Source organism: Nocardiopsis sp. B62, assembly GCF_018070675.1.
Taxonomy (GTDB): Bacteria; Actinomycetota; Actinomycetes; order Streptosporangiales; family Streptosporangiaceae; genus Nocardiopsis; species Nocardiopsis prasina.
On sequence record NZ_JAGPXK010000015.1, the window covers coordinates 1 to 24,746 of the forward strand.

Annotated in this window: 23 protein-coding genes and 1 CRISPR repeat array; of the genes, 9 read left to right on the forward strand and 14 right to left on the reverse strand. The window is 70.5% G+C overall.

The annotated features are described in order from the left end of the window. Positions 1–40 precede the first annotated feature (40 nt). From KBX21_RS16915 to KBX21_RS16930, 4 genes are all read left to right on the forward strand, one after another. The gene (locus KBX21_RS16915; protein WP_049571641.1) at positions 41–1,021 is read left to right on the forward strand and encodes a carbohydrate ABC transporter permease; all 981 of its coding nucleotides are present in this window, start codon (positions 41–43) and stop codon (positions 1,019–1,021) included. Then, entirely contained in the window at positions 1,018–1,992 is a 975-nt protein-coding gene (locus KBX21_RS16920; protein WP_049571638.1) for a carbohydrate ABC transporter permease, read from the forward strand. The genes KBX21_RS16915 and KBX21_RS16920 overlap by 4 nt, the downstream gene beginning before the upstream one ends. Positions 1,993–2,081: 89 nt before the next feature. Beyond that, complete coding sequence (locus tag KBX21_RS16925) at positions 2,082–3,551, forward strand: glycoside hydrolase family 3 protein (RefSeq protein ID WP_210842490.1); 1,470 nt, start codon at positions 2,082–2,084, stop codon at positions 3,549–3,551. A gap of 241 nt (positions 3,552–3,792) precedes the next feature. Then, complete coding sequence (locus tag KBX21_RS16930; protein ID WP_026129576.1) at positions 3,793–4,257, forward strand: Rrf2 family transcriptional regulator; 465 nt, start codon at positions 3,793–3,795, stop codon at positions 4,255–4,257. A gap of 118 nt (positions 4,258–4,375) precedes the next feature. Here the strand turns inward: KBX21_RS16930 and KBX21_RS16935 are convergent, their stop codons facing one another. The 9 genes from KBX21_RS16935 to KBX21_RS16975 all read right to left on the reverse strand — a co-directional run bounded on the left by KBX21_RS16935 (position 4,376) and on the right by KBX21_RS16975 (position 15,144). Continuing rightward, the gene (locus tag KBX21_RS16935; protein ID WP_049571632.1) at positions 4,376–4,732 is read right to left on the reverse strand and encodes a helix-turn-helix domain-containing protein; all 357 of its coding nucleotides are present in this window, start codon (positions 4,730–4,732) and stop codon (positions 4,376–4,378) included. A gap of 159 nt (positions 4,733–4,891) precedes the next feature. Beyond that, positions 4,892–5,428 (reverse strand): CinA family protein, encoded by a 537-nt coding sequence (locus KBX21_RS16940; protein ID WP_210842491.1) that lies wholly within the window; start codon positions 5,426–5,428, stop codon positions 4,892–4,894. A gap of 4 nt (positions 5,429–5,432) precedes the next feature. After that, positions 5,433–6,041 (reverse strand): CDP-diacylglycerol--glycerol-3-phosphate 3-phosphatidyltransferase, encoded by a 609-nt coding sequence (gene pgsA, locus KBX21_RS16945; RefSeq protein ID WP_049571624.1) that lies wholly within the window; start codon positions 6,039–6,041, stop codon positions 5,433–5,435. Continuing rightward, positions 6,038–7,471, reverse strand: a complete 1,434-nt coding sequence (rimO, locus tag KBX21_RS16950) for a 30S ribosomal protein S12 methylthiotransferase RimO (RefSeq protein WP_049571621.1) — start codon at positions 7,469–7,471, stop codon at positions 6,038–6,040. The genes pgsA and rimO overlap by 4 nt, the downstream gene beginning before the upstream one ends. A gap of 196 nt (positions 7,472–7,667) precedes the next feature. Continuing rightward, positions 7,668–8,789, reverse strand: coding sequence for a helix-turn-helix domain-containing protein (locus KBX21_RS16955; RefSeq protein ID WP_199776553.1), 1,122 nt, complete (start codon positions 8,787–8,789; stop codon positions 7,668–7,670). Between the two features lie 133 nt (positions 8,790–8,922). Next, positions 8,923–11,409, reverse strand: coding sequence for a DNA translocase FtsK (locus KBX21_RS16960; RefSeq protein ID WP_210842492.1), 2,487 nt, complete (start codon positions 11,407–11,409; stop codon positions 8,923–8,925). A 281-nt stretch (positions 11,410–11,690) separates the two neighbouring features. Further along, on the reverse strand, positions 11,691–13,376 hold the full coding sequence (locus tag KBX21_RS16965) for a ribonuclease J (RefSeq protein WP_049571613.1): 1,686 nt from the start codon (positions 13,374–13,376) through the stop codon (positions 11,691–11,693). Continuing rightward, positions 13,373–14,344: a 4-hydroxy-tetrahydrodipicolinate synthase gene (gene dapA / locus KBX21_RS16970; protein WP_049571609.1), complete on the reverse strand. Its 972-nt coding sequence runs from the start codon at positions 14,342–14,344 to the stop codon at positions 13,373–13,375. The genes KBX21_RS16965 and dapA overlap by 4 nt, the downstream gene beginning before the upstream one ends. 419 nt (positions 14,345–14,763) lie before the next feature. Then, the gene (locus tag KBX21_RS16975) at positions 14,764–15,144 is read right to left on the reverse strand and encodes a phage holin family protein (RefSeq protein ID WP_049571606.1); all 381 of its coding nucleotides are present in this window, start codon (positions 15,142–15,144) and stop codon (positions 14,764–14,766) included. Positions 15,145–15,260: 116 nt separating this feature from the next. Between KBX21_RS16975 and KBX21_RS16980 the strand changes: the two genes are divergently transcribed. The 4 genes from KBX21_RS16980 to KBX21_RS16995 all read left to right on the forward strand — a co-directional run bounded on the left by KBX21_RS16980 (position 15,261) and on the right by KBX21_RS16995 (position 18,036). After that, on the forward strand, positions 15,261–15,815 hold the full coding sequence (locus KBX21_RS16980; RefSeq protein WP_049571603.1) for a GNAT family N-acetyltransferase: 555 nt from the start codon (positions 15,261–15,263) through the stop codon (positions 15,813–15,815). A gap of 90 nt (positions 15,816–15,905) precedes the next feature. Then, positions 15,906–16,778, forward strand: a complete 873-nt coding sequence (locus tag KBX21_RS16985) for a 1,4-dihydroxy-2-naphthoate polyprenyltransferase (protein WP_210842493.1) — start codon at positions 15,906–15,908, stop codon at positions 16,776–16,778. Positions 16,779–16,796: 18 nt separating this feature from the next. Next, positions 16,797–17,288 (forward strand): NUDIX hydrolase, encoded by a 492-nt coding sequence (locus KBX21_RS16990; protein ID WP_210842494.1) that lies wholly within the window; start codon positions 16,797–16,799, stop codon positions 17,286–17,288. 67 nt (positions 17,289–17,355) lie between these two features. After that, positions 17,356–18,036 (forward strand): class I SAM-dependent methyltransferase, encoded by a 681-nt coding sequence (locus KBX21_RS16995; protein ID WP_210842495.1) that lies wholly within the window; start codon positions 17,356–17,358, stop codon positions 18,034–18,036. A gap of 83 nt (positions 18,037–18,119) precedes the next feature. Further along, positions 18,120–18,575: a CRISPR direct-repeat array (repeat unit 29 nt; unit sequence GTGCTCCCCGCGCACGCGGGGATGGTCCC). 104 nt (positions 18,576–18,679) lie between these two features. Here KBX21_RS16995 and dapB read toward each other — a convergent pair. Continuing rightward, entirely contained in the window at positions 18,680–19,423 is a 744-nt protein-coding gene (gene dapB, locus KBX21_RS17000; RefSeq protein WP_082206388.1) for a 4-hydroxy-tetrahydrodipicolinate reductase, read from the reverse strand. Positions 19,424–19,492: 69 nt separating this feature from the next. Between dapB and KBX21_RS17005 the strand changes: the two genes are divergently transcribed. Further along, positions 19,493–20,197, forward strand: a complete 705-nt coding sequence (locus KBX21_RS17005; RefSeq protein WP_049571582.1) for a VIT family protein — start codon at positions 19,493–19,495, stop codon at positions 20,195–20,197. 3 nt (positions 20,198–20,200) lie between these two features. Here the strand turns inward: KBX21_RS17005 and egtD are convergent, their stop codons facing one another. The 4 genes from egtD to egtA form a co-directional block, all read right to left on the reverse strand. Next, positions 20,201–21,172: an L-histidine N(alpha)-methyltransferase gene (gene egtD, locus KBX21_RS17010; RefSeq protein ID WP_210842496.1), complete on the reverse strand. Its 972-nt coding sequence runs from the start codon at positions 21,170–21,172 to the stop codon at positions 20,201–20,203. A 66-nt stretch (positions 21,173–21,238) separates the two neighbouring features. After that, positions 21,239–21,979, reverse strand: a complete 741-nt coding sequence (gene egtC / locus KBX21_RS17015) for an ergothioneine biosynthesis protein EgtC (RefSeq protein ID WP_210842497.1) — start codon at positions 21,977–21,979, stop codon at positions 21,239–21,241. Further along, the gene (gene egtB, locus KBX21_RS17020; RefSeq protein ID WP_210842498.1) at positions 21,979–23,322 is read right to left on the reverse strand and encodes an ergothioneine biosynthesis protein EgtB; all 1,344 of its coding nucleotides are present in this window, start codon (positions 23,320–23,322) and stop codon (positions 21,979–21,981) included. The genes egtC and egtB overlap by 1 nt, the downstream gene beginning before the upstream one ends. Then, positions 23,319–24,620, reverse strand: coding sequence for an ergothioneine biosynthesis glutamate--cysteine ligase EgtA (gene egtA, locus KBX21_RS17025; RefSeq protein ID WP_210842499.1), 1,302 nt, complete (start codon positions 24,618–24,620; stop codon positions 23,319–23,321). Before egtA ends, egtB begins: the two co-directional genes overlap by 4 nt. Positions 24,621–24,746: the final 126 nt, after the last annotated feature.

The window sequence follows — 24,746 nt, forward strand, 5'->3', positions numbered from 1 at the left end:
CCCGCCCCCCACGGTCGAACCCGCCCCGATTGAGAAGCCGATGCCGAGAACCGTCGACAAAGCGTCAGCCGAACCGGACGACGCCGTGGGTCAGGCCCCCGCCCGAACCAGGCGGCCGAAGCCCATCCCGTACCTGCTCATCATCCCGTCGGTGATCCTGCTCGCGGTCGTCCTGCTCTGGCCGATCGTGCAGATGGTCTGGTACTCGTTCACGAGTTTCACCACCCGCAACCTGATGCCCAACCAGCCGGGTCCGGAGTGGAACAACTTCGCTCACTACCAGAGCCTGCTCACCGACCCCTCGTTCTGGTCGATCCTGCGCAACACGGTCGTCGTCTGCGTCCTGATGGTCGGCATCACCATGGTGCTGGGGACGCTCATCGGCATCCTGCTGCACAAGCTGCCCAAGTGGTTCTCCACCTTCGTGGCCATCGGCATGATGCTCGCCTGGTCCACACCGGCTCTGAGCGCGTCGCTGGTCTTCCGGTGGCTGTTCCTGCCCGAGCGCGGCCTGGTCAACGTCGTCCTCGACCGCCTCCCGAACTGGCTGGTCGGCGACGGATGGCTCCAGTACAACTGGTTCCTCGAACCGCTCTCGCTGTTCAGCATCCTCATCATGGTGATCGTCTGGCAGTCGTTCCCGTTCGTCGCGGTGTCGGTGCTCGCGGGGCTCAAGAGCATCCCGTCCGAGCTCTACGAAGCCGCCCGGATGGACGGCGCGAACGCCTGGAAGTCGTTCTGGAACGTCACCTTCCCGATGCTCCGGCCGCTGTTCGCGCTGCTGCTGGTCCTCCAGATCATCTGGGACCTGCGCGTGTTCACGCAGCTGTACATCCTGGCGAACAGCTTCCAGAACAAGGACGTCTACCTGCTCTCCTACTACATCTACCAGCAGGGGTTCAGCGCCAGCCCGGCCAACTACGGCATGGGTTCCGCCATCGCGGTGGTCATGACCGTCATGATCCTCGCCGTCACCGCGTACTACCTGCGCATCATGATCCGCCAGGGGGAGACCCGATGACCGCCGTCGACAAGACAGTCCGGACCACGACCGCCGCCGCCACCCACGGCTCCTCGTCCGGTGGTTCCAACGGCCCCGGGAGCCCGCGGCGCGTCCACCGCCGCAGCCCGCTGCGCCGCCTGCGCGACCTCCCCCTGTACCTGGCCGGGATCGCCGTCTTCGTGTTCTCGGTCTTCCCCGTCTACTGGATGGTCTCGACGGCCTTCAAGCCGACCGGCGAGATCTTCACGCGGGACCAGCGGCTGTTCCCCCAGGCGCCCACGCTCGACCACTTCGACCGGGTGATCAACGGCCAGCTGATCCCCGGGGTGAGCTTCGGGACCTTCCTCGCCAACAGCCTCCTGGTCACCCTCGGCGCCGTGACCATGGGGGCCCTGTTCTCCCTGCTGGCGGCGGTGGCCGTCGCCAGGTTCCGGTTCAAGCTCCGCTCCGCCTTCATCATGCTGCTCATCGTCATCCAGATGGTGCCGATGGAAGCGATGATCATCTCGATCTTCATCAACTTCCGGTCGCTCTCGGAAGCCACCGGCCTGCAACTGCTCGGCAACCTCTCCGGGCTGCTGATCGTCTACACCGCGGTGTCCCTGCCGATCACCATCCTGATGCTGCGGGGCTTCGTCGCCGCGGTCCCCAAGGAGCTGGAGGAGGCCGCGGCCATCGACGGCGCCAGCGGCTGGACCATCTTCTGGCGCATCCTCATGCCGCTCGTCGCACCCGGTCTGGTCGCCGCCAGCATCTTCGCGTTCATCACGGCGTGGAACGAGTTCATCGTCGCCCTGACCTTCCTCGGCCGGAGCACGGACAACTACACGCTGCCGCTGACCCTCTCGTACTACTTCGGCCGATTCGGCACGGAGTGGGGTCCGATCATGGCCGCCTCGACACTGCTGACCATCCCGGTGATGATCTTCTTCCTCTTCGTCCAGCGCCGCATGGTCTCCGGCCTGACCATGGGGGCTGTCAAGGGCTGACCGCCCGACACCACCGCCGTCACACCACACCATCCCCGCTACGCGTCTGCCCTCCCATGGGCACCCTTGCTCACCGAACGGAGTTCGTCATGCCGCACGACCCGACCCTGGAGCGTCTGGCCAACGCCACGCTGCTGGTGCCCTTCGAGTCCCTCCATGCCCCCCGATGGATCCTGGACGGGCTGGCGGACGGGATCTCCGGCGTCTGTCTCTTCCACAACAACCTGGAGAGCCCCGAGCAGGTCACCGCGCTCAACGCGAGCCTGTGCGAGGCCACGGACACCCCGCTGATCTCCCTGGACGAGGAGGGCGGTGACGTCACCCGCATCGGCCAGGCCCGGGGCAGCGACTACCCCGGCAACGCCGCCCTGGGCGCGGTGGACGACCCCGACCTCACCCGGGCCACCCTGCGCGCGCTGGGCCAGCAGCTCTCCGGCCTGGGCTTCAACCTGGACCTGGCCCCCTCGGTGGACGTCAACGTCGCCGACGACAACCCGGTGATCGGCACCCGTTCCTTCGGGGCCGACGCCGAGCTGGTCGCCCGCCACGCCGCCGCCTCCGTGCGGGGCCTCCAGGAGGCCGGGGTGGCGGCGTGCGCCAAGCACTTCCCCGGCCACGGCGCCACCTCCCAGGACTCGCACCACACCCTGCCCCGTGTGGAGGCCGACGCGGCCCTGCTTCACCGTCGCGAACTGCTGCCGTTCCGGGCCGCCATCGACGCCGGTGTCCGCTCCATCCTGACCGCGCACATCGAGCTGCCCGGTCTGGGCGGCGGCGACGGCCCCGCCACCCTCAACCAGGCCGTGCTCAACGACCTGCTGCGCGGCGAACTCGGGTTCGACGGGGTCGTGGTCAGCGACGCCATGGACATGCGCGGGGTCAGCGGTGAGATCGGTATCCCCGAGGCCAGCGTGCTCGCCGTGGCCGCCGGGTGCGACCTCCTGTGCCTGGGCCGGTTCGTGTACGCCGACCAGGTCGCGCAGGTCCGCACCGCGCTGGTCGAGGCCGTCGGGGACGGACGCCTGTCCGGCGAGCGTTTGGAGGAGGCTGCGGACCGCAACGCCCGACTGCGCCAGTGGATCAGGAGTTCGGCGGAGAACCGCGCGGACTCCGGGGACACCGAGCGGGTCGGCCTGACCGGGGCCCGTCGCGCCACCCGTGTGGACGGCGACATCCCGCCGCTGGAGAACCCCTACGTGGTCGAGGTGGACGCCCCCGCCGGTGTGGCCGTCGGCGACGTGCCGTGGGGCCTGGGCCCGTGGTTCAGCGACACCGTCCGGGTCACACCCGAGGCCGACGAGCCCGCCGCCGTGCTGGCCGCCGCCTCCGACCGGGACCTGGTCGTCGTGGTGCGCGACGCCCACCGGTACCCGACCGCCCAGGCGTTCGTCAACGCCCTGCTCAGCGCCCGCCCGAAGGCCGTGGTGGTGGAGATGGGCCTGCCCATCTGGCGCCCCGACTGCGGCGCCTACGTGAGCACCTACGGCGCCGCCCACGTCAACGGGCTCAGCGCCGCCGAGCTCCTGGGCTCCACGGGCGCGCTGGAGGCCGCCGGGTAGGACGACCGTCCACCGCCCCTCCCAGAGCCCCACCCCGTACGCCCGGCCTCGGCCCGGTCCCCACCGCTCCTCCAGGGACCGGGCCGAGGGTCTTCTCCGGTTCCGACACGATGGCGAACATCACCCATGTCCTCGAAAGCCGGTAGGAGAAGTACCCTTGGCGTGTAGCATCCCGGCCGTCGGCAACACTCGTCGGCGCCCGGTGCCCCATTCGCCCTTCTAACCACGGCATAATCACAGCATGCGCCTTTCAGCCCGGGTCGACTACGCGCTTCGCGCGGCCGCAGAGCTCGCTGTCGCCAGCGACGGTCCGGTGACGGCCGAGCAGCTCGCACGCGCGCAGGCCATCCCCGGAAAATTCCTAGAGAACATCCTCACCCAGCTACGGCGTGCCGGTCTGGTACGCAGCCAACGGGGCCCCGTTGGCGGCTACTGGCTCGCCCGACCAGCGGCGGAGATCTCCCTCGCCGACATCATCCGAGCGGTCGACGGACCGCTCGCCAACGTACGCGGGGAACGCCCCGAGCACGTCGACTACGACGGGGCCGCCCGCAGCCTGCAACAGGTGTGGATCGCCCTGCGCGCCAGTGAGCGCTCCATCCTGGAGGGGGTCAACCTCCAGCACCTGGTCACCAACGAACTTCCCGAACAGGTGCGCGTGCTGGCCGAGGACCCCGAGTCCTGGGTCAACCACACCCACAGGTGACGGAAACGCCCCGCCTGGGGCGCCGCCCAGCACACAGGAAGCCGGTCACCCCGAGGGGTGACCGGCTTCCTGAACGCGGACTAGGGTCCGCGCTGGTGTGAGCGCGTGGGGCCGGGTGTCACACACCGGCCATGTCGGCGACCTGGGGAACACGATCCGGTACGGTCGCGATGCCGAGGTCCTGCGCGGGAACGGGGTCGGTGGTGACCGCGTCGCCCAGCAGTGCGGCCTCCTGGAGCTCGGCCAGGGCCAGCTGGTCGGAGACCTCCCTGAGGACCTGTGAGAGCGGGACCCCGAGGGCCCCACAGATCGAGGAAAGCAGCTCGGAAGAGGCTTCCTTCTGTCCCCGTTCGACCTCGGACAGATATCCGAGGGAGACCCGTGCATCGGCCGACACCTCACGGAGGGTGCGACCCTGGCGCTGACGCAGCCGCCTGAGCACGTCACCAAGTAGGTGACGAAGCAGGACCATCATTCGCGCTCCCTCCCACCGGTAACGACCTTCATATACAACACCGTACCTGCCCCACGCCCAATTCGGGCACCTCTTGCCGTCCTGTTCGCTGGAGGGGGAACCATGCCCGGGGGTGGTTTTGTTCCCCTACCCCGGGGGGAGGTGGACCAGCCGGAGGGATCAGGCCCGGGTGTCTCCCGTCACGTCCCCGCGAACGGCGGTCCGCAGGAGCCTCAGCGCACCCGCGACCGTGTCAAGGCGGATACCCGAACGATCCCCGGTGAAACTGAACCGGAGAACCCGGGTGTGTGAGCCTGGTCCCGCGACCGCCGCGTAGACGGTCCCCACGGGCTGTCCGTCCTGCGGCTCGGGCCCGGCCACGCCGGTGACGGCGAGCCCGTAGTCGGCTCCGGTGAGGCGGCGTGCCCCGCGGGCCATGTGGACGGCGACGTCGGGGTGGACGGCCCCGTGCTCGGCCAGGAGGTCCTCGGGGACCCCCAGAACGGACGCCTTGGTGTCCGTGGCGTAGGTGACGGCCCCGCCCCGGTAGGTGGCGGAGGCGCCGGGGACGGCGGTCAGGTGGGCGCCGATCAGCCCGCCGGTGAGGGACTCGCCGGTGCCGACGGTGGCCCCGGCCTCCAGAAGGGCGCGGTGGGCGGCCCGTGCGGCCTCCAGCGCCTCTCCCCCGATCGTGGTCTCCTCCCCCGCCGGGTCCACGGCCCTACTCCCCGCCGCTCGCGCCCTTGGCGCGCACGAGGCGGACGGCGTCGGCCACGTAGGTCAGGCCGGTCCAGAGCGTGACGGCAAGGGCGGCCGCCATGACTCCGTGCGCGATCCAGGTGAACACGTCGGTGAAGGGCAGCAGTTGCAGCGGGAACAGGTAGATGCTGATCGCCACGATCTGGAGGACGGTCTTGAGCTTGCCTCCGCTGCTTGCGGGCATGACGCCGTAGCGCAGCACCGCGAAGCGCAGGGCGGTGATCCCCCACTCGCGCAGCAGGATGGCGATGGTGACCCACCACCACAGGTCGCCCTGGATGGAGAGCACGATCAGCGCGGCTCCGGTCAGGGCCTTGTCCGCGATGGGGTCGGCGATCTTGCCGAAGTCGGTGACGAGGTTCCGGCGTCGGGCCAGCTCACCGTCGACGCGGTCGGTGATGGCGGCGATCACGAAGACGGCGAAAGCGGCGAGCTGCCAGCCGAGCCCGTCCAGGAACATGAACCAGACGAAGACCGGCACCATGACCAGGCGGCTCATCGTGAGGATGTTCGCGATGTTCCACAGTGGAGCTTGGGGGGCGGGCGAGGCCGCGGGGTCGTTGGTGCTCATCTGTCGGCGGCTTCCCCGTCCTGCTCCGCGACGAGGTCGGCCCCCATCGACTGGATGACGGTGGCGCGCACGAGGTCGCCGACGGCCAGGCCCTCGCCGTAGAGGATGGTACTGCCGTCGACCTCGGGGGCCTGGTGCTCGGCGCGGCCCTCGTAGGCGCCGTCCTCCAGGACGGTCTCCACCAGGACGGTCACCTCGGTGCCGATCCGCTCCTCGGCCCGCTGGACCATGAGCTCCTCGGCCAGACGGTTGAGGGTGTCCACGCGCTCCTGGACGACCTCCTCGGCCACCTTCCCCTCGTGGTTCAGGGCCTCGGTGCCGTCCTCGTCGGAGTAGCCGAAGACGCCGATGGCGTCCAGGCGGGCCTCGCTGAGGAAGGCCACCAGCTCCTGGAACTCCTCCTCCGTCTCGCCGGGGAAGCCGACGATGAAGTTGGAGCGCGCACCGGCCTCCGGGGCGCCCTTGCGGGCGGTCTCCAGCAGTTCCAGGAAGCGCTCGCGGTCGCCGAAGCGACGCATGCGGCGCAGGAGCGGGCCGCTGGCGTGCTGGAAGGAGAGGTCGAAGTAGGGCACCACACCGGGGGTGTTGGTGAGCACGTCCACCAGGCCGGGGCGGACCTCGGCCGGCTGGAGGTAGCTGACCCGGACCCGCTCCAGGCCCTCCACGGCGGCCAGGCGCGGCAGCAGCTTCTCCAGCGCCCGCACGTCACCCAGGTCCTTGCCGTAGGACGTGGAGTTCTCGCTGACGAGGAAGACCTCGCGCACGCCCTCGCTGGCCAGCCACTCGGCCTCGCGGACGATCTCGTCAGGCTGGCGGGAGATGTAGGCGCCACGGAAGGCGGGGATGGCGCAGAAGGTGCAGCGCCTGTCGCAGCCGGAGGCGATCTTGAGGTTGGCGACCGGGCCGCCGGTGAGGCGGCGGCGCGGGGTGGCGACGCGGTAGGGCAGCTCGGTGCCCTCGGCGCCCTCGGCGTCGGCGAAGGCGGCGTGCCCGGGCACGTGGACCTGGGAGGCGTCGCGCTCGGAGGGGCTGATCGGCAGCAGGGTGCGGCGGTCGCGCGGGTCGTGCGGCACCAGCGTGCGACCTGCCACGACGTCGTCGAGCCGGTCGGTGATGGCCGCGTAGTCGTCGAACCCGATGACGTTGGCCTCGGGGAGGGCCTCCGCCAGCTCGGAACCGTAGCGCTCGGCCATGCAGCCCGCGGCGATGACCTTCCCGCCGCCCTCGGCCGCCTCCAACAGGGTCTCGATCGAGTCCTGTTTGGCGGCGTCGATGAACCCGCAGGTGTTGACGACGGTCACGTCGGCCTTGGTGTCGTCGTCGACGAGGTCCCAGCCGCCAGCGGCAAGGCGTCCGGCGAGCTCTTCGGAGTCGACCTCGTTACGCGCACACCCCAGGGTGACGAGTGAGACAGTACGGCGCGATGACATGGCTTCCAAGCGTGTGGGAGAGCTACGGGTACTGCGGGGCGCGGCGCGGCCGAAGGCCGGGGTACCGGTCGGGTCGTGCTCGCACGAAGGCGTCGAATGTCGCCGCCCGCAGCCCCCCACACTACCGTGGTTGACCTACCCGCCCGTACCCCGGCCTCGTCTCCCGTGGTGCCGAGCCGCGCCGTTGAGGCGCCCGTCAGTCCTCCAGGCCCTCGGCTCCGATGGTGACCTCCCGGACCTCACCGATCTGTCCGCTGGGGCCGTGGTCCTCGCCGTCCACGGCCACGCTGACCGAGCCCGCGTTGCCGACCCACAGGTTCAGCGGCTCCTCGGTGGTGAACTCCCGGTCCTCTCCCTCAAGGAGGAACCCGGTGAAGAGCGCCTCGCCGTCGACCTCGCTGACCTCGATCCAGCTGCGTTCGGCGGCAGAGAAGGAGACCGTGAACTCGACCGGCTCCGCCTCGACGGGTGCCGTGTCCTCGGCGGCCTCGGCGCGCTCGACGGGAACAGGCGGGGCGTCGTTCGGTCGCAGCGCCGAGTCGACCCCCTCATCGCCGCTCGCCCGCGCCGACTCGAAGGCGGTCCGGACGGGGTTGCCCTCGTCCCAGCCCTGCCAGGTGCGCACGCCCACGAACACGGCGGCGATCAGGATGAGTCCGACCACGGCCCAGGGCCAGTGCCTCCGGACGGCCTCCACGCGGCGTGTCCGGGTGCCGCTGACACCGCTCCGGGGCCTGTTGGCACGGGTGGCTCCCGGTCCGGGTCCGGGAGGCGGGCTCTGCGGCCTGCTGTGCCTGCCGGCCGGGCGCGGCTCCGGCACGGCTCCGGTCGTGGCCGGCGCCCCCTTGGGCCGGTTGCGCCGAGGCGGCCGGGCGAGGCGCTGGTTGCGTTCGAAGTGGTTCCAGTTCTCCGCCCGCTGCTCCGGGTCCGCTCCCTCGTCCCCGAAACTGCGCGGGGCGCTCTCGGGCGCCTCGTGTTCGTCGGTCCCGGTGTGGGCCCGTCCCCCCTGGGCGGCGGCGACCCTGGTCGCCTTCGGCTGTGCCGACGGGTGCCGGGGCAGGGGGATGAAGGCCGCCTTCTCAGGCGAGGCGTGTTCCCGTTCGAACTCCTCCAGGAGCGGTTCGGGGTCCAGGCCGAAGAGCTTGCAGATCCTCCGGATGTGCCCGCGAGCATAGAAGTCCCCACCACAGGGGACGAAGTCCTCGTTCTCGATACCTCTCAGGACCTGCATACGGATGCGTGTACGTGTGCTCAGGTTCTCCAAGGAGCAACCCGCCGCGATTCGTGCGGCGGACAGGGTTTGGCCGATCGTCGCCATGCGCACTCCCCCCGCGACTGTCTGTGCCTACGTCTACCCACTCTGCTACCAGGACACGGACAACGCAGGTCACCACGCCCCATGAAGGCCTCAAGAACGAGCCAAATCGGGCGTCACGGGCGTGGGTTCGCTCTCATCCACCCCGGATGTCGGTGAGGACCGCCGCGAGTTCGTCGGGCTGCACGAGGACGTCGCGGGCCTTGGATCCCTCGCTGGGGCCGACGACGTCACGGCTCTCCATGAGGTCCATCAGGCGGCCCGCCTTGGCGAAACCGACCCGGAGCTTGCGCTGGAGCATCGACGTGGACCCGAACTGGGTGGTGACGACCAGCTCGACCGCCTGGAGCAGGACGTCCATGTCGTCGCCGATGTCCTCGTCGATCTCCTTCTTCTTGGTGTCGACGACCGCGACGTCCTCGCGGTAGCTGGGCTCGGACTGCTTCTTGCAGTGGTCGACGATCCCCCGGATCTCCTTCTCCGCCACCCAGGCGTTCTGGAGGCGGATGGGCTTGCCCGCACCCATCGGGAGGAAGAGCGAGTCGCCCTTGCCGACCAGCTTCTCCGCGCCGGGCTGGTCGAGGATGACGCGGCTGTCCGCGAGGCTCGACGTGGCGAAGGCCAGCCGAGAGGGGACGTTGGCCTTGATCAGTCCGGTGACGACGTCGACGCTGGGGCGCTGGGTGGCCAGGACCAGGTGGATCCCGGCCGCGCGGGCCAGCTGGGTGATGCGCACGACCGCGTCCTCGACGTCGCGGGGGGCGACCATCATGAGGTCGGCGAGCTCGTCGACGATCACCAGCAGGTAGGGGTAGGGCTCGTAGACGCGTTCGCTGCCCAGCGGGGCGGTGAGCTCCCCGGTGCGCACGGCGGCGTTGAAGTCGTCGACGTGCCGGTACCCGGAGGCCGCGAGGTCGTCGTAGCGGCGGTCCATCTCCCCCACCACCCACTGGAGGGCCTCGGCGGCCTTCTTCGGGTTGGTGATGATCGGTGTGATCAGGTGCGGGATGCCCTCGTACATGGTCAGCTCGACCCGCTTGGGGTCGACCAGGATCATGCGCACCTCGTCGGGGGTGGCGCGCATCATCAGGGACGTGATGAGCCCGTTGATGCAGGTGGACTTACCGGCGCCGGTGGCACCCGCGACCAGCACGTGCGGCATCTTGGCCAGGTTGGCCACGACGTTGGTGCCCTCGACGTCCTTGCCCAGGCCCACCAGCATGGGGTGGTCGTCCGAGGTGGCCGCCGGGGAGCGCAGCACGTCGCCCAGACTCACTATGTCCTTGTCGGTGTTGGGGATCTCCACACCGATCGCGGACTTGCCGGGGATGGGCGACTGGATGCGCACGTCGGCGCTCTTGACCGCGAGCGAGATGTTCTTGGACAGCGCCGTGACCTTCTCGACCTTCACCGCCGGGCCGAGCTCGATCTCGTACCGGGTGACGGTCGGCCCCCGGGTGAACCCGGTGACCTCGGCGTCGATCTTGAACTGCTGCATGACCCCGCTCAGGGCCGCGACCACGTCGTCGTTGGCCTGGGTGCGGGGCTTGACCGGGGTACCCGGCTTGAGCATGGCGGGGGCGGGCAGCTCGTAGTCGCCCTCGACCACACGGGAGGGGATCGAGAGCTGTTCGGTGGTGACCGGCGGCGGCGTGGGGTCGGGGGTCGGGGCCTTGGCCTTCTTGCGTGCGGGCTTCTTCGCCGCGGCCGCCTCGGCCTCCTCCTCGTCGGTGAGGGCGGGGGCGATCGTCCCCTTGTCGGGCTCGCTGGGCAGGACCGGGCTGTCGTAGGGGCGCTCGTGGTCCCCCGCGACGGTCTGGGCCTCGGAGGTCTGCGCCTTCGGCTTGCGCTTGCGCTTGGGCTTGGTCTCCTGGTCCGCGCCGAGGAGTCCGATCCCGGCGTCGGGGCCGGCGTCGCGCTCCATGAGGGCGCCGAACAGGGTCTGGAGACGGTCCGGGATGCGACGGATGGGGGTGGCCGTCACCACGAGGATGCCGAAGACCAGGATCAGGGCCAGCAGGAGCCCGGTGATCCAGGGGGTGACCACCGAGCTGAGCGGGCCGGAGGCGACGAAGCCGATGACACCGCCCGCGTCCTGGAGCCCCTCGATGCCGTCGACGGGCTGCGGGATGCCGTGGGCGATGTGGATGAGCCCGAGCAGGCCGAGCATGATCGCGGTGACCCCGATGAACAGCCGTCCCGCGTCGCCCTCCTTGCTGGTGCTGGGGGTGCGCATGAGCTTGACCGCGATGGGCAGGAAGAGCAGCGGCAGGATCGGGGAGAAGGTGCCGAAGCCGCCGACCACCACGAAGCGGGTCGCCTCCAGCAGCGGGCCCTCGCTCTGCCACCACACGGCGGCGGCCACGAGGATGCCCAGGGCCAGCAGGATCAGACCGATCCCGTCGCGGCGCAGGTCCGGGTCGAGACCGCGCGCGCTGCGTCCCACCGCGCGGGCCGCCCCGCCCACCGTGTGCGCGATGACCTTCCACACCACCAGCAGGAACTGGCCGAAGAGCGTGACCACATAGGCGATGGGCCCGTCGGGCATGCGCTTCTTCGCCGCGGGTTTGCGTGCGGCGGGCTTCTTGCGCCCAGCACCACCTGAGGAGGCACGCGTGGCCATCGGGGGTCACCTCCACCGGGGACGGGTTCGATTCCGAGGCGCGGGCACAGCTGCCCGGCACGGCGGGAAGCCTACTAAGCCGTCCAGCCCGGGGCACGAAGCGCACCCGGCGTGTCGCGGCCCGCATGTTCGCGCTGAGGGGGTTTCCGGCTCGACCGTGGTCCCAGCCGCCAGGGGTGTCCGATCGGCAGCCCACCACGCACCCGAGCGAGGCGGAGGTGCACAAAGGAACGGCCCGAGAGCGCCTGCGCGCCTCGGGCCGTTCCAGGGTTCCCCTACGGTCAGACCTCGACCAGGACGGGGATGATCATGGGGCGACGACGGTAGGTCTCGTTGACCCAGCGCCCCGTGCTGCGGCGGATGAGCTGACGCAGCTGGTGCGGGTCGTTGACCCCGTCGGAGGCCGCCTTGTCCAGGGCGTCCTGGATCTTGTCGATGACGTCGTCGTAGGCCGCGGCGCCCATGCCTGCGCCCCGGGTGTGGATCTCGGGGTCACCGAGGATCTTCCCGGAGTTGGAGTCCACCGCGACGACGACGGAGATGAAGCCCTCCTCGCCGAGGATGCGGCGGTCCTTCAGGGCCGCGTCGGTGACGTCGCCGACCGAGGAGCCGTCCACGTAGACATATCCGGCCTGCACCGCACCGACGATCTTGGCGCGGTTCTTGTACACGTCCACCACCACGCCGTCCTCGGCGATGACGATGCGGTCGCTCGGCACGCCCGTGAGCTTGGCCAAGTCGGCGTGCGCACGCATGTGCCGCCACTCGCCGTGCACCGGCATGAAGTTGCGCGGACGCACCATGTTGAGCACGTACAGCAGCTCGCCGGCGGAGGCGTGGCCGGACACGTGCACGAGCGCGTTGCCCTTGTGCACGACCTTGGCGCCCCAGCGGGTGAGACCGTTGATGACCCGGTTGACCGAGTTCTCGTTGCCCGGGATCAGCGACGAGGCGAGCAGGATGGTGTCGCCCTCCTCGATGCGGATCTGGTGGTCCCGGCTGGCCATGCGGCTCAGGGCCGCCATGGGCTCGCCCTGGGAGCCGGTGCAGATCAGCACGACCTCGTCGGCGGGCATCTTGTCGAGCTGCTTGACGTCGACGATGGTGTCGCCGGGGATGCTCAGGTAGCCGAGGTCGCGCGCGATGTTCATGTTGCGGACCATGGAGCGGCCCACGAACGCGATCTTGCGGCCGTGCGCGGTCGCGGAGTCGATGACCTGCTGGACGCGGTGCACGTGCGAGGCGAAGCAGGCCACGACGATGCGCTTCTTGGCCTGCCGGAACACCTTGTCGATGGCCTCGGTCAGGTTGCGCTCGTTGACGACGAACCCGGGCTGCTCCGCGTTGGTGGAGTCCGACAGCAGGATGTCCACGCCCTCGTCACCGAACCGGGCGAACCCGGCCAGGTCGGTGAGGCGGCTGTCCAGCGGCAGCTGGTCCATCTTGAAGTCGCCCGTGTGCAGTACCGTGCCGCCGGGCGTGCGGATGCCCACGGCGAGCGCGTCCGGGATCGAGTGGTTGACCGCGAAGAACTCCAGGTCGAAGGGGCCGAAGTCGTGTCGCTCCCCCTCCTCCACCAGGACGGTCTCCGGCTTGATCCGGTGCTCGCCGAGCTTGGCGCTGATCAGTGCCAGGGTGAGCTTGGAGCCCACGATCGGGATGTCGGCCCGCTCACGGAGCAGGAACGGCACGCCGCCGATGTGGTCCTCGTGCCCGTGGGTGAGCACGATCGCCTCGATGTCGTCGAGACGGTCCCGGATGTAGTCGAAGTCCGGCAGGATCAGGTCGACGCCGGGCTGCTCCTCCTCGGGGAAGAGCACGCCGCAGTCGACGATGAGCAGACGGCCGTCGTACTCGAAGACCGTCATGTTGCGGCCGATCTCACCGAGCCCGCCGAGCGGGACGATGCGCAGGACGCCCTTGCCCTGGGGCGGGGGCGGACCGAGTTCGGGGTGCGGGTGACTCATACGGAACCCTCCGTCAGACGTTCGACGCGCACGGCGCTGGCGGGCACGGCCTGGTGCGGGGCGAGCCCGATGGGGCCCTTGACCCCGGCGGCGGCCAGGTCCTCGCGCAGCAGGGCCTGGAGCTCGGAGGACGCGTCCGCGAGCGGGGTGCGGACCGGACCGGAGGGGAGCCCGAAGAGGTTCAGGATCGCCTTGGTCGTGATGACACCCTGGGTGCGGAACATGCCGGTGTAGACCGGGGTGAGGCGGCGGTGGATGGCCAGCGCCTGGCCGACCTCGCCCTCCTCGAACGCGTCGATCATGTCCTTGAGGTCGCTGCCGACGATGTGGCCGACGACGCTCACGAAACCGGCCGCGCCGACGGACAGCAGCGGCAGGTTCAGGATGTCGGTGCCGCAGTAGTAGGCCAGGTCGGTGCGCTCCATGACCCAGGAACTGGCGCCGACGTTGTCCTTGGCGTCCTTGTTGGCGACGATGCGCGGGTGCTCGGCCAGCCGGACCAGGGTCTCGGAGGCGATCGGCGTCCCGGTGCGGTGCGGGATGTCGTAGAGCATGACCGGCAGGTCGGTGGTGTCGGCGATCTCGGTGAAGTGCCGGATCAGCCCCTCCTGCGGGGGCTTGTTGTAGTAGGGCGTGACCGCCAGCAGGCCGTGCGCGCCCGCCTTCTCGGCGGCCCTCGCCAGCTTGAGGCTGTGGCGGGTGTCGTTGGTGCCGACGCCCGCGATGATCTGGGCGCGGTCGCCGACGGCCTCGACCACCGAGCGCAGCAGGCGGTCCTTCTCGTCGTCACTGGTCGTGGGCGACTCACCGGTCGTGCCGCTGATGACCAGACCGTCGTTGTGCTGCTCGTCCACCAGGTAGGTGGCGAGTCGGGCGGCGCCGTCGTAGTCGAGTTCCCCGTCTTCGAGCATCGGGGTGACCATCGCGGTCAACATCTTGCCGAACGGGCGGTTCTTGGGTTCCACCATCGTGTCTGAAAGGCTCTCGGGCCCCAGCCGAAAGGCGTCGGGGCCCTGGGTTGCCCTTCCTCCTCTCCATGTGCGTGAAACAGGTGCGTGTCCCGAGCCGGGTGCTTTCCTCCGTGCTACGGGTGAAGACGGCGCTGAGCGTCCGTCACCGCGACCGGTGAACGCGGGCCACCGGAAGCGGGAAAGTCTGTGTGCTCCTCGCACGTGGGAGTGCGCTGGAGCGTGGCCGGTTCGGACCCCGTCCTCGTGGGTTGAGGTGAGGGACCGTCCCGGTCGTGACCGACCAGGTCACCTGGAGCCTACGCGCTCGACCGGTGCCCGGAAGTGTGAACCTACCCGCACCGGGCCCGCGTCGCTCGGACGGGGCCCGGGATCACCGTGGTCGGAAGACGGCGCGCGGGGGTCGTTTCGGGCGTGTCTCAGTCGTCCCTGCCGTCGGGCAGGAACATGCTGACCACCCAGCTCACGATGGTGACGACGATGGCTCCCCAGAAGGCGGGCCAGAACCCGTCCACGTGGAAGGGGACGTCGAACAGCCCGGCGATCCACGCGGTGAGCATGAACAGCAGCGCGTTCACCACCAGCCCGATCAGACCCAGGGTCAGGGCGTAGAACAGGCAGCCGACCGTCTTGACGATCGGTTTGATGACCGCGTTGACCACGCCGAAGATCGCGCCGACCACGAGGTAGACGACGACCTGACCGACGGTGTCCTGCGCCGTGACGTCGATCCCGTCGACAAGGAGGACAGCGGCCCAAAGGGCCAGCGCGTTCGCGATAACTCTGATAATGAGGCTCACAACGTAGATGTTCCCATGCCGGTGCAAGGTCCGGAAACTCCGGCGTGGGTGATCTTTTCGTCCGGCGTGTCGCACACCCGCGCACGCCGGTCCGGATCCAACCGAGAGGCCCCCTCGTGTCCAGTGCGCAGTTCGTCCGTCCCGCCCGTGCCGCCGATGTGGACACGGTGGTGAACCTCCAGGTCACGTCGTGGCGGTCGGTGTACGGGGAGCTGTTGCCCGCCGAGGTGGCCGAGGAGCTCTCGGGTGCCCAGGCGCGGGAGAGTTTCCGTGAGCAGTGGACGGCGGCGCTGGAGTCGCCGCCCACCTCCAGGCACCGGCTGGTGGTGGCGACCGACGAGGACGGCGGGGTGCGCACCGTGGTCGGGTTCGCGGCGTTCGGCCCGGCCGGGGACCCGGACCTGTGGCCAGCCAAGGACGCGGAGGTGTTCGCGCTGCACGTGGACCCGGAGAGGGTGCGGCAGGGACACGGCAGCCGCCTGGTGAACGCGTGCGTGGACCACCTGGTGGAGGGCGGGTTCGGCACCGTGCACGTGTGGGTCCCGGAGGAGGAGAACGCGCTGCGGACGTTCTTCGAGGCCTCGGGGTGGCGAGCCGACGGGGCCAGGCGGGAGATCGACATGGGTCGGCTCCTTCCGATGGTGCGGCTGCACGCGACCGTCTCCGAGTAGTTCGGCGGCGCGGCGGCCAGGCACTACCGTTGGGTAGTTGTCCGGCGCGCCCCTCGGCGTGTCAACGTCTCGAATCTGGAGGACCGGCGCGTGGCCACGGTCAGTGAATGGGTCTCGGGGCTACGCCCCCGCACGCTTCCGAACTCGATCGTCCCGGTGGCGGTCGGCACAGCGCTGGCCTTCTCCCTGGGCGGCTTCGTGTGGTGGAAGGCCCTGCTCGCCCTGGTGGTGTCCATGGCTCTCCAGGTGGGCGTGAACTTCGCCAACGACTACAGCGACGGGGTCAAGGGCACCGACACCGAGGAGCGCACCGGCCCGACCCGGTTGACCGCGAGCCGCCTCGCCGCTCCGAAGCAGGTGCTGGCCGCCGCGCTGGGGAGCTTCGCGTTCGCCGGTGTGGTCGGCCTGGTGCTGGTGGCGACCAGTTCGTGGTGGCTGCTGTTGATCGGCGCGGCCGCGATCGCCGCCGCCTGGTACTACACCGGCGGGCGCACCCCCTACGGATACCGGGGCCTGGGCGAGATCTCCGTGTTCGTGTTCTTCGGCGTCGTGGCCGTGGTGGGCACGGTGTTCGTGCAGATGGGAACGCTGCCCTGGCAGGCCTGGGTGGCGTCGGTGCCGGTGGGTCTCCTCTCGTGCTCGGTGCTGGTGATCAACAACCTGCGCGACATCCCCACGGACCGGGAGACCGGCAAGATCACCCTGGCCGTGCGCCTGGGCGAGAGCGGCACCCGACGCCTCTACGCGGGGATGATCGTGGCGTCCTTCGTGGTCGCCCTCGTGCTGACCACGGTGTCCTGGTGGGTGCCGCTGGTCCTGTTGGCCGCGCCGCTGGCGGTGCCGCCGCTGCGCCGGGTGCTGGGCGGTCAGGTCGGCCGTGACCTGGTGCTGGGCCTGGGCGAGACAGGGAAGCTCCAGATGGCCTTCGGCGTGCTGTTCTCGGTGGCGCTCGCCCTGGGCTAGGCGGGTTAGGGTCGTCGGGTGGACCAGAGCGACGAGGACTTCTTCGCGAACCTGCCCGCGACCCGGGGAGCGGCCGGCGGACTCATCCGTTCGGCCTCGGGCGACGTGCTCCTGGTACGGCGCGTGTACGACCCCGAGAGGCCCTGGGGCGTCCCCGGCGGGATCATGGAGGCCGAGGAGTCACCGGTGGCCGCCTGCCGCAGGGAGATCGCCGAGGAGCTGGGGCTGACCGCCCACGTACGGGCCCCGCTGGTGGTGGACTGGGTGCCGTCCCGACCACCCCGCACGGCCGCCTACCAGTGGCTGTTCCGGGTGGACGTCCCGCACACCGACTTCCGGCTGCCGCCCGACGAACTGTCCGGCTGGGAGTGGGTCCCGCCCGATCGGCTCTTCGACTACCTCGCCGAAGGGACGGCCCGGCGCATGAGGGCGGCGGTCTCGGTGGACGACCACGGTGGAGGTCTGGTCTACCTGGAACACGGACACGCCGTCCTGCCTGGGCCGACCTGAGCGACCCGCCTCCGGACCCCGCTCCGGTTACGATGCCTGCCCCGCCTATGTACCCCCTTGGAGAACCGTGCCGAGCGACCACCCCACCGATCCCCTCGAGCTCGCCCCTGACCCGGTGGCCTGGGCCGAACGCAACGCCCGCCAGGCGCGCGCGTTCGACACGATCGGAGAACGCTACGACGAGGCCTTTCCCAACAAGGAAGGCCAGGAGGACTGCGTTCGCAGGCTGTTGAGTCTGCTGCCACCGAACGCGCAGATCCTCGACCTCGGTTCGGGGACCGGCCTGCCCACGGCCCGCCAGCTGGTCAGCTCCGGCGCCCAGGTGACCGGCTTCGAGATCTCCGAGGAGATGATCGCGCTCGCCCGTCAGAACGTTCCCGAGGCGACGTTCCGCCGGGCAGACATCGTCGACCTGGACCCGGTGGAGTGCTCGTACGACGCCATCGTGGCGTTCTTCTCGCTGCTCTGCCTGCCCAAGGGGCGCATCCCGCAGGCCCTGGGCCGCGTGCGCGCCTCGCTGGTCCCCGGCGGCCTGGTGTGCCTGTCGATGGTCGAGGCCGACCTGGACGACCAGCCCATCTCCTTCCTGGGGAACGAGATCCGGGTGTCCGGCTACCCCCGCGACGAACTGAGAGAGGTCGTGGAGCGGGCCGGGCTCATCATCGAGGACGAGCGCGTGGTCACCTACTCCCCCGACGGCGCCCACCCCGAGGTCCAGATCTTCCTCACCTGCCGCCGAGGCGCGTAGCCGTAGGGAAGGTGGAAATGTCCGTTTCTCGAGAAGTTACAAAAATGGCCACTTGCCATCGGTAAGTTTGCAGGTGAAAAAGGGTGCTCCCCGCGCACGCGGGGATGGTCCCGACCGAGGGCAGGACGCTTCCCGGCTGGTCCTGTGCTCCCCGCGCACGCGGGGATGGTCCCACGAATAACTTTTCGGCAGACGGGCGTTCTCGGTGCTCCCCGCGCACGCGGGGATGGTCCCATTGTCCATCGCATCGCGAACTCTCCTGATCTGTGCTCCCCGCGCACGCGGGGATGGTCCCCTCGGTGCGGACGGCGGTCGGCCGGTGCTCGAGTGCTCCCCGCGCACGCGGGGATGGTCCCGCCGAGGGGGCCGCACGCCTCCGGCGGCTCCGGTGCTCCCCGCGCACGCGGGGATGGTCCCCGGGGTCGGGCCACGGGCCCTCTCGAATTGGTGTACTCCCCGCGCATGCGGGGATGGTCCCCACGTCAGCAAGGTCACGGGGGAGCTGGAGCAGTGCTCCCCGCGCATGCGGGGATGGTCCCACCGGTGTCCAGGGCGAGATGGCTGGGACTGTGTGCGCCCTGCTGGGACGGGACATGACTGAGGGGGACCACCCTCATGGTGGTCCCCCTCATTGGTCAGATGGCTAGTCCAGGCCCAGGATCGGCTCCAGGCCCAGGGTGAGGGGCTCGGGAAGCTCTGCGGTCCTGCGGATGCCGAGGAGGACTCCGGGCATGAACGAGGTGCGGTTCATCGAGTCGTGGCGGATCTTCAGGGTCTCGCCGTCGGTGCCGAACACGACTTCCTGGTGGGCGATCAGGCCCTGGATGCGCAGGGCGTGCACGCGGACGCCCTCGACGTCCGCGCCACGGGCCCCGGGGATCTCCGAGGTGGTGGCGTCGGGCATCGGCTCGGTCCCGGCCTCACGGCGGGCCTCGGCGACGAGCTCGGCGGTCCGGTAGGCGGTGCCGCTGGGAGCGTCGGCCTTGTTCGGGTGGTGCAGCTCGATGATCTCCGTGGAGTCGAAGTAGGGCGCGGCCTTCTTCGCGAAGTGCATCATCAGGACGGCCGCGATGCCGAAGTTGGGTGCGATGAGCACCTTCGCCCCCGGCTTGGCCTCCTGGAGGGCGCGCACCTTCGCCAGGCGGGCCTCATCGAAACCGCTGGTCCCGACGACGGCGTGGATCCCGTGGTCGATCAGCCACGCGAGGTTGTCCATCACCACGTCGGGGTGCGTGAAGTCGACGACGTAGTCGGCCCCCAGCACCGCTTCACGATCGTCGGCGCTGTCCACGCCCGCGACAAGTTCCATGTCGTCGGCGGCCTGAACCGCCTTGACGACCTCTGACCCCATGCGCCCATCGGCGCCGAAAACTCCTACCTTGAACACGGCACGAGCGTAGCGGAATCCGGCGTGGTGAGGCGGGTCGGGGCGAGTCACACGTGTCACTCTGACCCCATGGAGCAGAACACGGAACGCTCGCAGAAGCGGCTGGGGTCGCTGTTGAACGGGCTTCGTGCGGCTGTTCTGGGCGCCAACGACGGCATCGTCTCCACGGCGGGTCTCGTGGTGGGCGTGGCGGGTGCCACCCCGCACCGGGAGACCCTGTTGGTCGCGGGAGTGGCCGGGACCCTCGCGGGCGCCCTGTCGATGGCGGCGGGCGAGTACGTCTCGGTGAGCACGCAGCGGGACACCGAGAGGGCGGCGATCGCCCATGAGCGGCGGGAGCTCTCCGACGACCCCGAGGGCGAGTTGGAGGAGTTGGCGGGGATGTACCGGGAGCGCGGACTCAGCGAGGAGCTGTCCCGCAGGGTCGCCCGTGAGCTCACCGACCATGACGCCCTGAGCGCCCACGTGGAGGTGGAGCTGGGGCTGAACCGGTACCGGGCCAACCCCTGGCAGGCCGCGTTCGCGAGCATGTTCTCCTTCCTGTTGGGCGCGATGATCCCGCTCCTGGCCATGCTGCTGAGCCCGGACGCCTGGCGTCTGGCGGTGACGGTGGTCGCGGTGCTGGTGGCCACGGGTCTGCTGGGCGCGATCAGCGCGCGGATGGGCGGCGCCCTGCCCTTGCGCGCCGCGCTGCGGTGCGTGCTCGGCGGGTCGTTCGCCATGCTGGTGACCTACACGGTGGGCTCGCTGATCGGCGGCCTGGCGGGCTCCTGACACTCAGCGCACGGTGGCCAGGGTGAGCGCGAAGTCCCCCTCCGCGTCGGTCCACCAGTGGGTGAGGTCGAACCCCGCGGCGTCGAGTTCGGCGGCCAGTCCCTCGCGGCGGAACTTGGCGGAGATCTCCGTGCGCATCTCCTCGCCCTCGGCGAAGCCCACCTCCAAGTCGAGGTCGGCGACGCGCACGTGCTGCGCGGAGCGGGCGCGCAGGCGCATCTCGATCCACTCGCACTCGGCGTTCCACACCGCGAGGTGCTCGTAGGCGGTGGGGTCGAAGTCGCCGCCCAGCTGCTGGTTGATCACCGAGAGCACGTTGCGGTTGAAGGCGGCGGTCACCCCCTGGGAGTCGTCGTAGGCAGCCACCAGGCGGGCGGGGTCCTTGACCAGGTCGGCGCCGAGCAGCAGGGAGTCCCCCCGGTGCAGCACGTCGTGGATGTCGCGGAGGAAGGAGTCGCGGGGTCCGGGTTCCTGGTTGCCGATGGTGGAGCCGAGCACCGCCAGGAGCTGGCGCCCGCTCTCGCTGACCGGCAGCAGGCCCAAGTGGTGCTCGAAGTCCCCCACCACCGCGTGCACGTCCAGGCCGGGGTAGTCGTCGACGACCGGGCGCGCGGAGGCGGCGAGGAACTCCCCGCTGACGTCGACGGGCACGAACCTGGTCAGCTCCCCCTGGCGTCGCATGGCGTCCAGGAGGAGCCGGGTCTTGACCCCCGCCCCGGAGCCGAGCTCGATGAGGGCGACGGCGCCCGAGGCCTCCGCGATCTCGTCGGCGTGCGTCTCCAGGATGGAGCGTTCGGCGCGAGTCGGGTAGTACTCCGGAAGCCGCGTGATGTCCTCGAAGAGCCCGCTGCCGCGTTCGTCGTAGAACCACTTGGGCGGCAGTTGTTTGGGGCGTGCGGTGAGCCCCTCGGCGACGTCGGTGCGCAGGGCCTTGTCGAGCTCGTCAGCGGTCAGGTTTCGGTCAATCCGGAACATGGTGCCTCCTGTGTCCCTTACGGATGTACCCGGGGCGGGTGATACCAGTGGCGTGCGTGCCTGAGCTCAGCCGAGGGGCCGGACGTCGGTGCCCTCGCGGGTGGCCACGACCACGGAGTTCTCGGGGATCTGTCGCCAACCGCGCCCGTCGTCGAAGGGTTCGGAGGCCAGCCAGACGCCCTCGTCCCGGCGCAGGGTGTACAGGGTGTCCCCCGCAGTGGTCCCGACGATCACCTCTCCGTCGCTGGCCAGCAGGTTGTACCGCCCCTCGGAGAGTTCCCGGGAGCGGTGCACCGCCGATGCGAGCGCGTCGGTGAGGTCGCCCGAGGTCCGCCAGGTCCGCACGGCGTGCGCGAAGAGCGGGGCGGAGTCCACCGGCGCGCGGGCGTCCAGGGCGTCCGGCGGGAAGGGCGCGGCCATTCCGGTCAGGAGCGCCTGGTCGTCCCGGGCCGCCCCGTTGTGGCTGAACAGCAGGCGGTCAGCGCGGAAGGGCTGGGCTCCGGACTCCTCCGACCCGAACCCGACGGTGGCGTCGCGGACCGCGGCGAGCACACACCCGGACCCGATGGCCCTGGCGGCGTCGGCGAAGGAGGAGTCACCCCAGATCGGCATGGCGCGTCGGTACCGCAGCGGCTCGGCGGTCTCGGTCCCCTCCGGGTACCAGCCGACACCGAACCCGTCGGCGTTGACCGTCCCGTACCGCTGCTGTCGCGGGGCCCAGGACTGCACGTGCAGTGAGTGGGGCGCCGCGTACAGGAGTTCGTGCAGGGTACGCGGCGGCCCCAGGTAGGCGAGGTGACGGCACATCAGTCGCGGCCCGCGTCGCGTGCGCAGCGGAACCCGCTGAAGATCTGCCGTCGGATCGGGTGGTCCCAGTTGCGGAAGGTGGAACGGACCGCCGTGGGGTGGGTGGCCCAGGAACCTCCGCGCAGGACCTTGTAACCGTCGTCGAAGAAGACCTCCGAGTACTCCCGGTAGGGGAAAGCGGCAAACCCGGGGTAGCCGTGGAACGTCGTGGAGGTCCACTCCCACACGTCTCCGATCAGCTGACGCACCCCCAGGGGTGAGGTGCCCTCGGGGTGGCTGCCCACCGGGTGCGGCCCGAGCGCGCGCTGGCCGAGGTTGGCGTGGTGGCCGGTGGGTTCCGCGTCGCCCCAGGGGAAGCGGAGTGAGCGCCCGGTGGCGGGGTCGAAGCGGGCGGCCTTCTCCCACTCGGCCTCGGTGGGGAGCCGTTTGCCCGCCCATCGGGCGTAGGCCTGGGCCTCGTGGAAGGACACGTGCTGGACGGGTTGGTCCGGCGGCACCTCCTCGACCCGGCCGAACCGGCGCCGGGACCAGCCGTCGCCGTCCCGGTTCCAGAAGGCGGGCGCCTCGGCGTCGCGCCGCTGGCGCCACTCCCATCCCTCCTCGGTCCACCAGCGCGGGTCCTGGTAGCCGCCGTCAGCGACGAACCGCAGGTAGGCGGCGTTGGTGACCGGGTCGGTGTCGATCCAGTAGGCGTCCAGGTCCACGGTGTGAGCGCAGCGCTCGTTGTCGTAGGACCAGGGGTCGTCGTCGGTCCCCATGGTGAAGGGCCCGGCGGGGACCAGGACCTCCTCCGCCGGGGGCGGGCTCGACAGCGCGACCCCGGGCTCCTCCTCCAGCAGCACGGGGGCGCCGCGGCGGAGCTGGTGGGTGGCGAGCATGGTCTCGTCGTGCATGTGCTCGTGCTGGATCACCATGTGGAACACGAACCCGGCCTCCAGCAGGGACCGCTCCCCCGAGTTCCGGGGGGCGGGCACCGTCTCCAGGTTCACCGATTCGAGGGTGTCCAGGACCTCCCGGCGCACCCGGTCGTTGTACGCACGGGCCTCGTCCGGGCGCAGCAGCGGCAGGGCGACCCGGTCGGCCCTCGGGTTCTCGAAGGCGTCGTACAGACCGTCGATGTCGGGACGCAGCGCCTCGCGTCCCCCGGCTGCCCTGAGCAGCCACTGCTCCTCGTAGTTGCCGATGTGCGCCAGGTCCCAGACCAGCGGGGACATCAGCGGGGAGTGCTGGGTGAGCAGGTCCTCGTCGTCCAGGGAGTCCAGGGTCAGCCCGTTGCTGCGCCGCCTGCTCCGGTCGAGTTCGGCGGCGATGCGCTCCTTGGCGCGGTCCTGTTCGTGGCTCATGACGAACCTCCCCTGTGCGCGGCGCGCACGCCGCTCCGGTCCCCCTCCGGGTCCTCGGCGCCGTCACGCGGCTCGGGCACCAGCTCCCCGAGCGCGGCGTCCGCCGGGCACCGTCCGCGTCGGACGTACCGCTCCGCGTACGCGTCCACCAGGTGGGCGAGTCCGGCCGCGCCCATCCTCGGCAGCGCCTCCACCGCGGCGTCGAAGCACACCCGCGCGCAGGCGTCGATCTCGGGGTCGGCCGGCCCGAGGCTGGCCGAGCGCCGCCACAGTTCCGGGGAGGGAAGGCGGTCCCGGCAGAGCCGTTCGGTGGCCTCCTCCGCGACGGCGCGGGCACGGGGTTCGTCGAGCAGCGCGGCGGCGAGCGCCACCGGGACCGGCCACCAGCGCAGCGGCAGGGCGTCGATCATGCGCAGCTCCCACCAGCCGCGCGGGCGCACGGGCGGGAAGAGCGTGGACAGATGGAACTCCAGGTCGGCGAGGGTGAGCGGGCGGGCTCCCCGCCCGGCGACCCAGTCGGCCAGGGTGATGCCCGGGTCGGCCGTCCACTCCCCTCCCCCTCCGGGGATCTCCGGCACGGCCAGGACGTTGGCCGCGAGGGCGTACTCGGCCCAGGCGGTGGCCGGGTCCGGGTGGGTGTGGGACTCCAGGGCCGGTCGGGTGCGCGTGCCGTCCGTGGCCGCCCAGATGGCCCAGCGGGTGGACTTCCAGCCGGTGGGCCGCCCGCGCCACACGGCGGAGTTGGCGAACGCGGCCACCAGGACGGGTCCGAGCCGGTGCACGAGTTCCCAGCGGGCGCGCGCGTCGGCGGCGTCGGCCCCGGTGTCCAGGCACACCTGGAGTGACGCGGTACTGCACATCATGGTGTGCCCGCTGGGCTGGCGGCGGTTGGTGAAGAACCGCTCCATGGCCGTGTAGCGGGGCAGACGAAGCTGGCGGACGGGGGGCCGTACCGGGTCGAGAGCGGTCTCGGCCAGGTGCAGTCCGGCGTCGGCGAGGGTCTTGCGGATGTGGTCCAGGTCCCGGGCCAGGGCCTCGTGGGCGCGTGCCGGTCCCGGGAGTGCGGCCGAGCTGAGTTCGATCTGGCCGCCGGGTTCGAAGGTGATCCGGCTTCCCGCGGGCGGGGGGCCACAGGCCTCCATGAGCTCCGCGAGGCGGTCGATGGTGACGGGTGCGGTGGGGTGCTCGGGGTCGGTGACCAGCCATTCGGTCTCGGCCCCGACCTTTCCGGGTGGTCCGGTCTTGAAGCAGACACCGTTGATGTAGTCGTGGACGTCTTCGGTGGTCATGTGCGCCATGGGCTGCTCCCTCGGGTCGCGCCCCACAGGTCCTGCCCAGACACACACGGTCACGAACGTGTGTGATCACCCCAAATCATCGCAACCGGTGCGAACCCGTGCCGCGGGTGTGCCACCGCGTGGATG

Excerpts from the sequence above, each read along its gene's own strand:
- egtD (WP_210842496.1), bottom strand. The coding sequence starts at position 21,172 with ATGTTCCGGATTGACCGAAACCTGACCGCTGACGAGCTCGACAAGGCC.
- egtA (WP_210842499.1), bottom strand. The coding sequence starts at position 24,620 with ATGGCGCACATGACCACCGAAGACGTCCACGACTACATCAACGGTGTC.
- rimO (WP_049571621.1), bottom strand. The coding sequence starts at position 7,471 with ATGTCATCGCGCCGTACTGTCTCACTCGTCACCCTGGGGTGTGCGCGT.
- KBX21_RS16915 (WP_049571641.1), top strand. The coding sequence starts at position 41 with ATGCCGAGAACCGTCGACAAAGCGTCAGCCGAACCGGACGACGCCGTG.
- KBX21_RS16960 (WP_210842492.1), bottom strand. The coding sequence starts at position 11,409 with ATGGCCACGCGTGCCTCCTCAGGTGGTGCTGGGCGCAAGAAGCCCGCC.
- KBX21_RS16930 (WP_026129576.1), top strand. The coding sequence starts at position 3,793 with ATGCGCCTTTCAGCCCGGGTCGACTACGCGCTTCGCGCGGCCGCAGAG.
- egtB (WP_210842498.1), bottom strand. The coding sequence starts at position 23,322 with ATGAGCCACGAACAGGACCGCGCCAAGGAGCGCATCGCCGCCGAACTC.
- KBX21_RS16920 (WP_049571638.1), top strand. The coding sequence starts at position 1,018 with ATGACCGCCGTCGACAAGACAGTCCGGACCACGACCGCCGCCGCCACC.
- KBX21_RS16955 (WP_199776553.1), bottom strand. The coding sequence starts at position 8,789 with ATGGCGACGATCGGCCAAACCCTGTCCGCCGCACGAATCGCGGCGGGT.
- KBX21_RS16965 (WP_049571613.1), bottom strand. The coding sequence starts at position 13,376 with ATGAGTCACCCGCACCCCGAACTCGGTCCGCCCCCGCCCCAGGGCAAG.
- KBX21_RS16935 (WP_049571632.1), bottom strand. The coding sequence starts at position 4,732 with ATGATGGTCCTGCTTCGTCACCTACTTGGTGACGTGCTCAGGCGGCTG.
- pgsA (WP_049571624.1), bottom strand. The coding sequence starts at position 6,041 with ATGAGCACCAACGACCCCGCGGCCTCGCCCGCCCCCCAAGCTCCACTG.
- KBX21_RS17005 (WP_049571582.1), top strand. The coding sequence starts at position 19,493 with ATGGAGCAGAACACGGAACGCTCGCAGAAGCGGCTGGGGTCGCTGTTG.
- dapA (WP_049571609.1), bottom strand. The coding sequence starts at position 14,344 with ATGGTGGAACCCAAGAACCGCCCGTTCGGCAAGATGTTGACCGCGATG.
- KBX21_RS16925 (WP_210842490.1), top strand. The coding sequence starts at position 2,082 with ATGCCGCACGACCCGACCCTGGAGCGTCTGGCCAACGCCACGCTGCTG.
- egtC (WP_210842497.1), bottom strand. The coding sequence starts at position 21,979 with ATGTGCCGTCACCTCGCCTACCTGGGGCCGCCGCGTACCCTGCACGAA.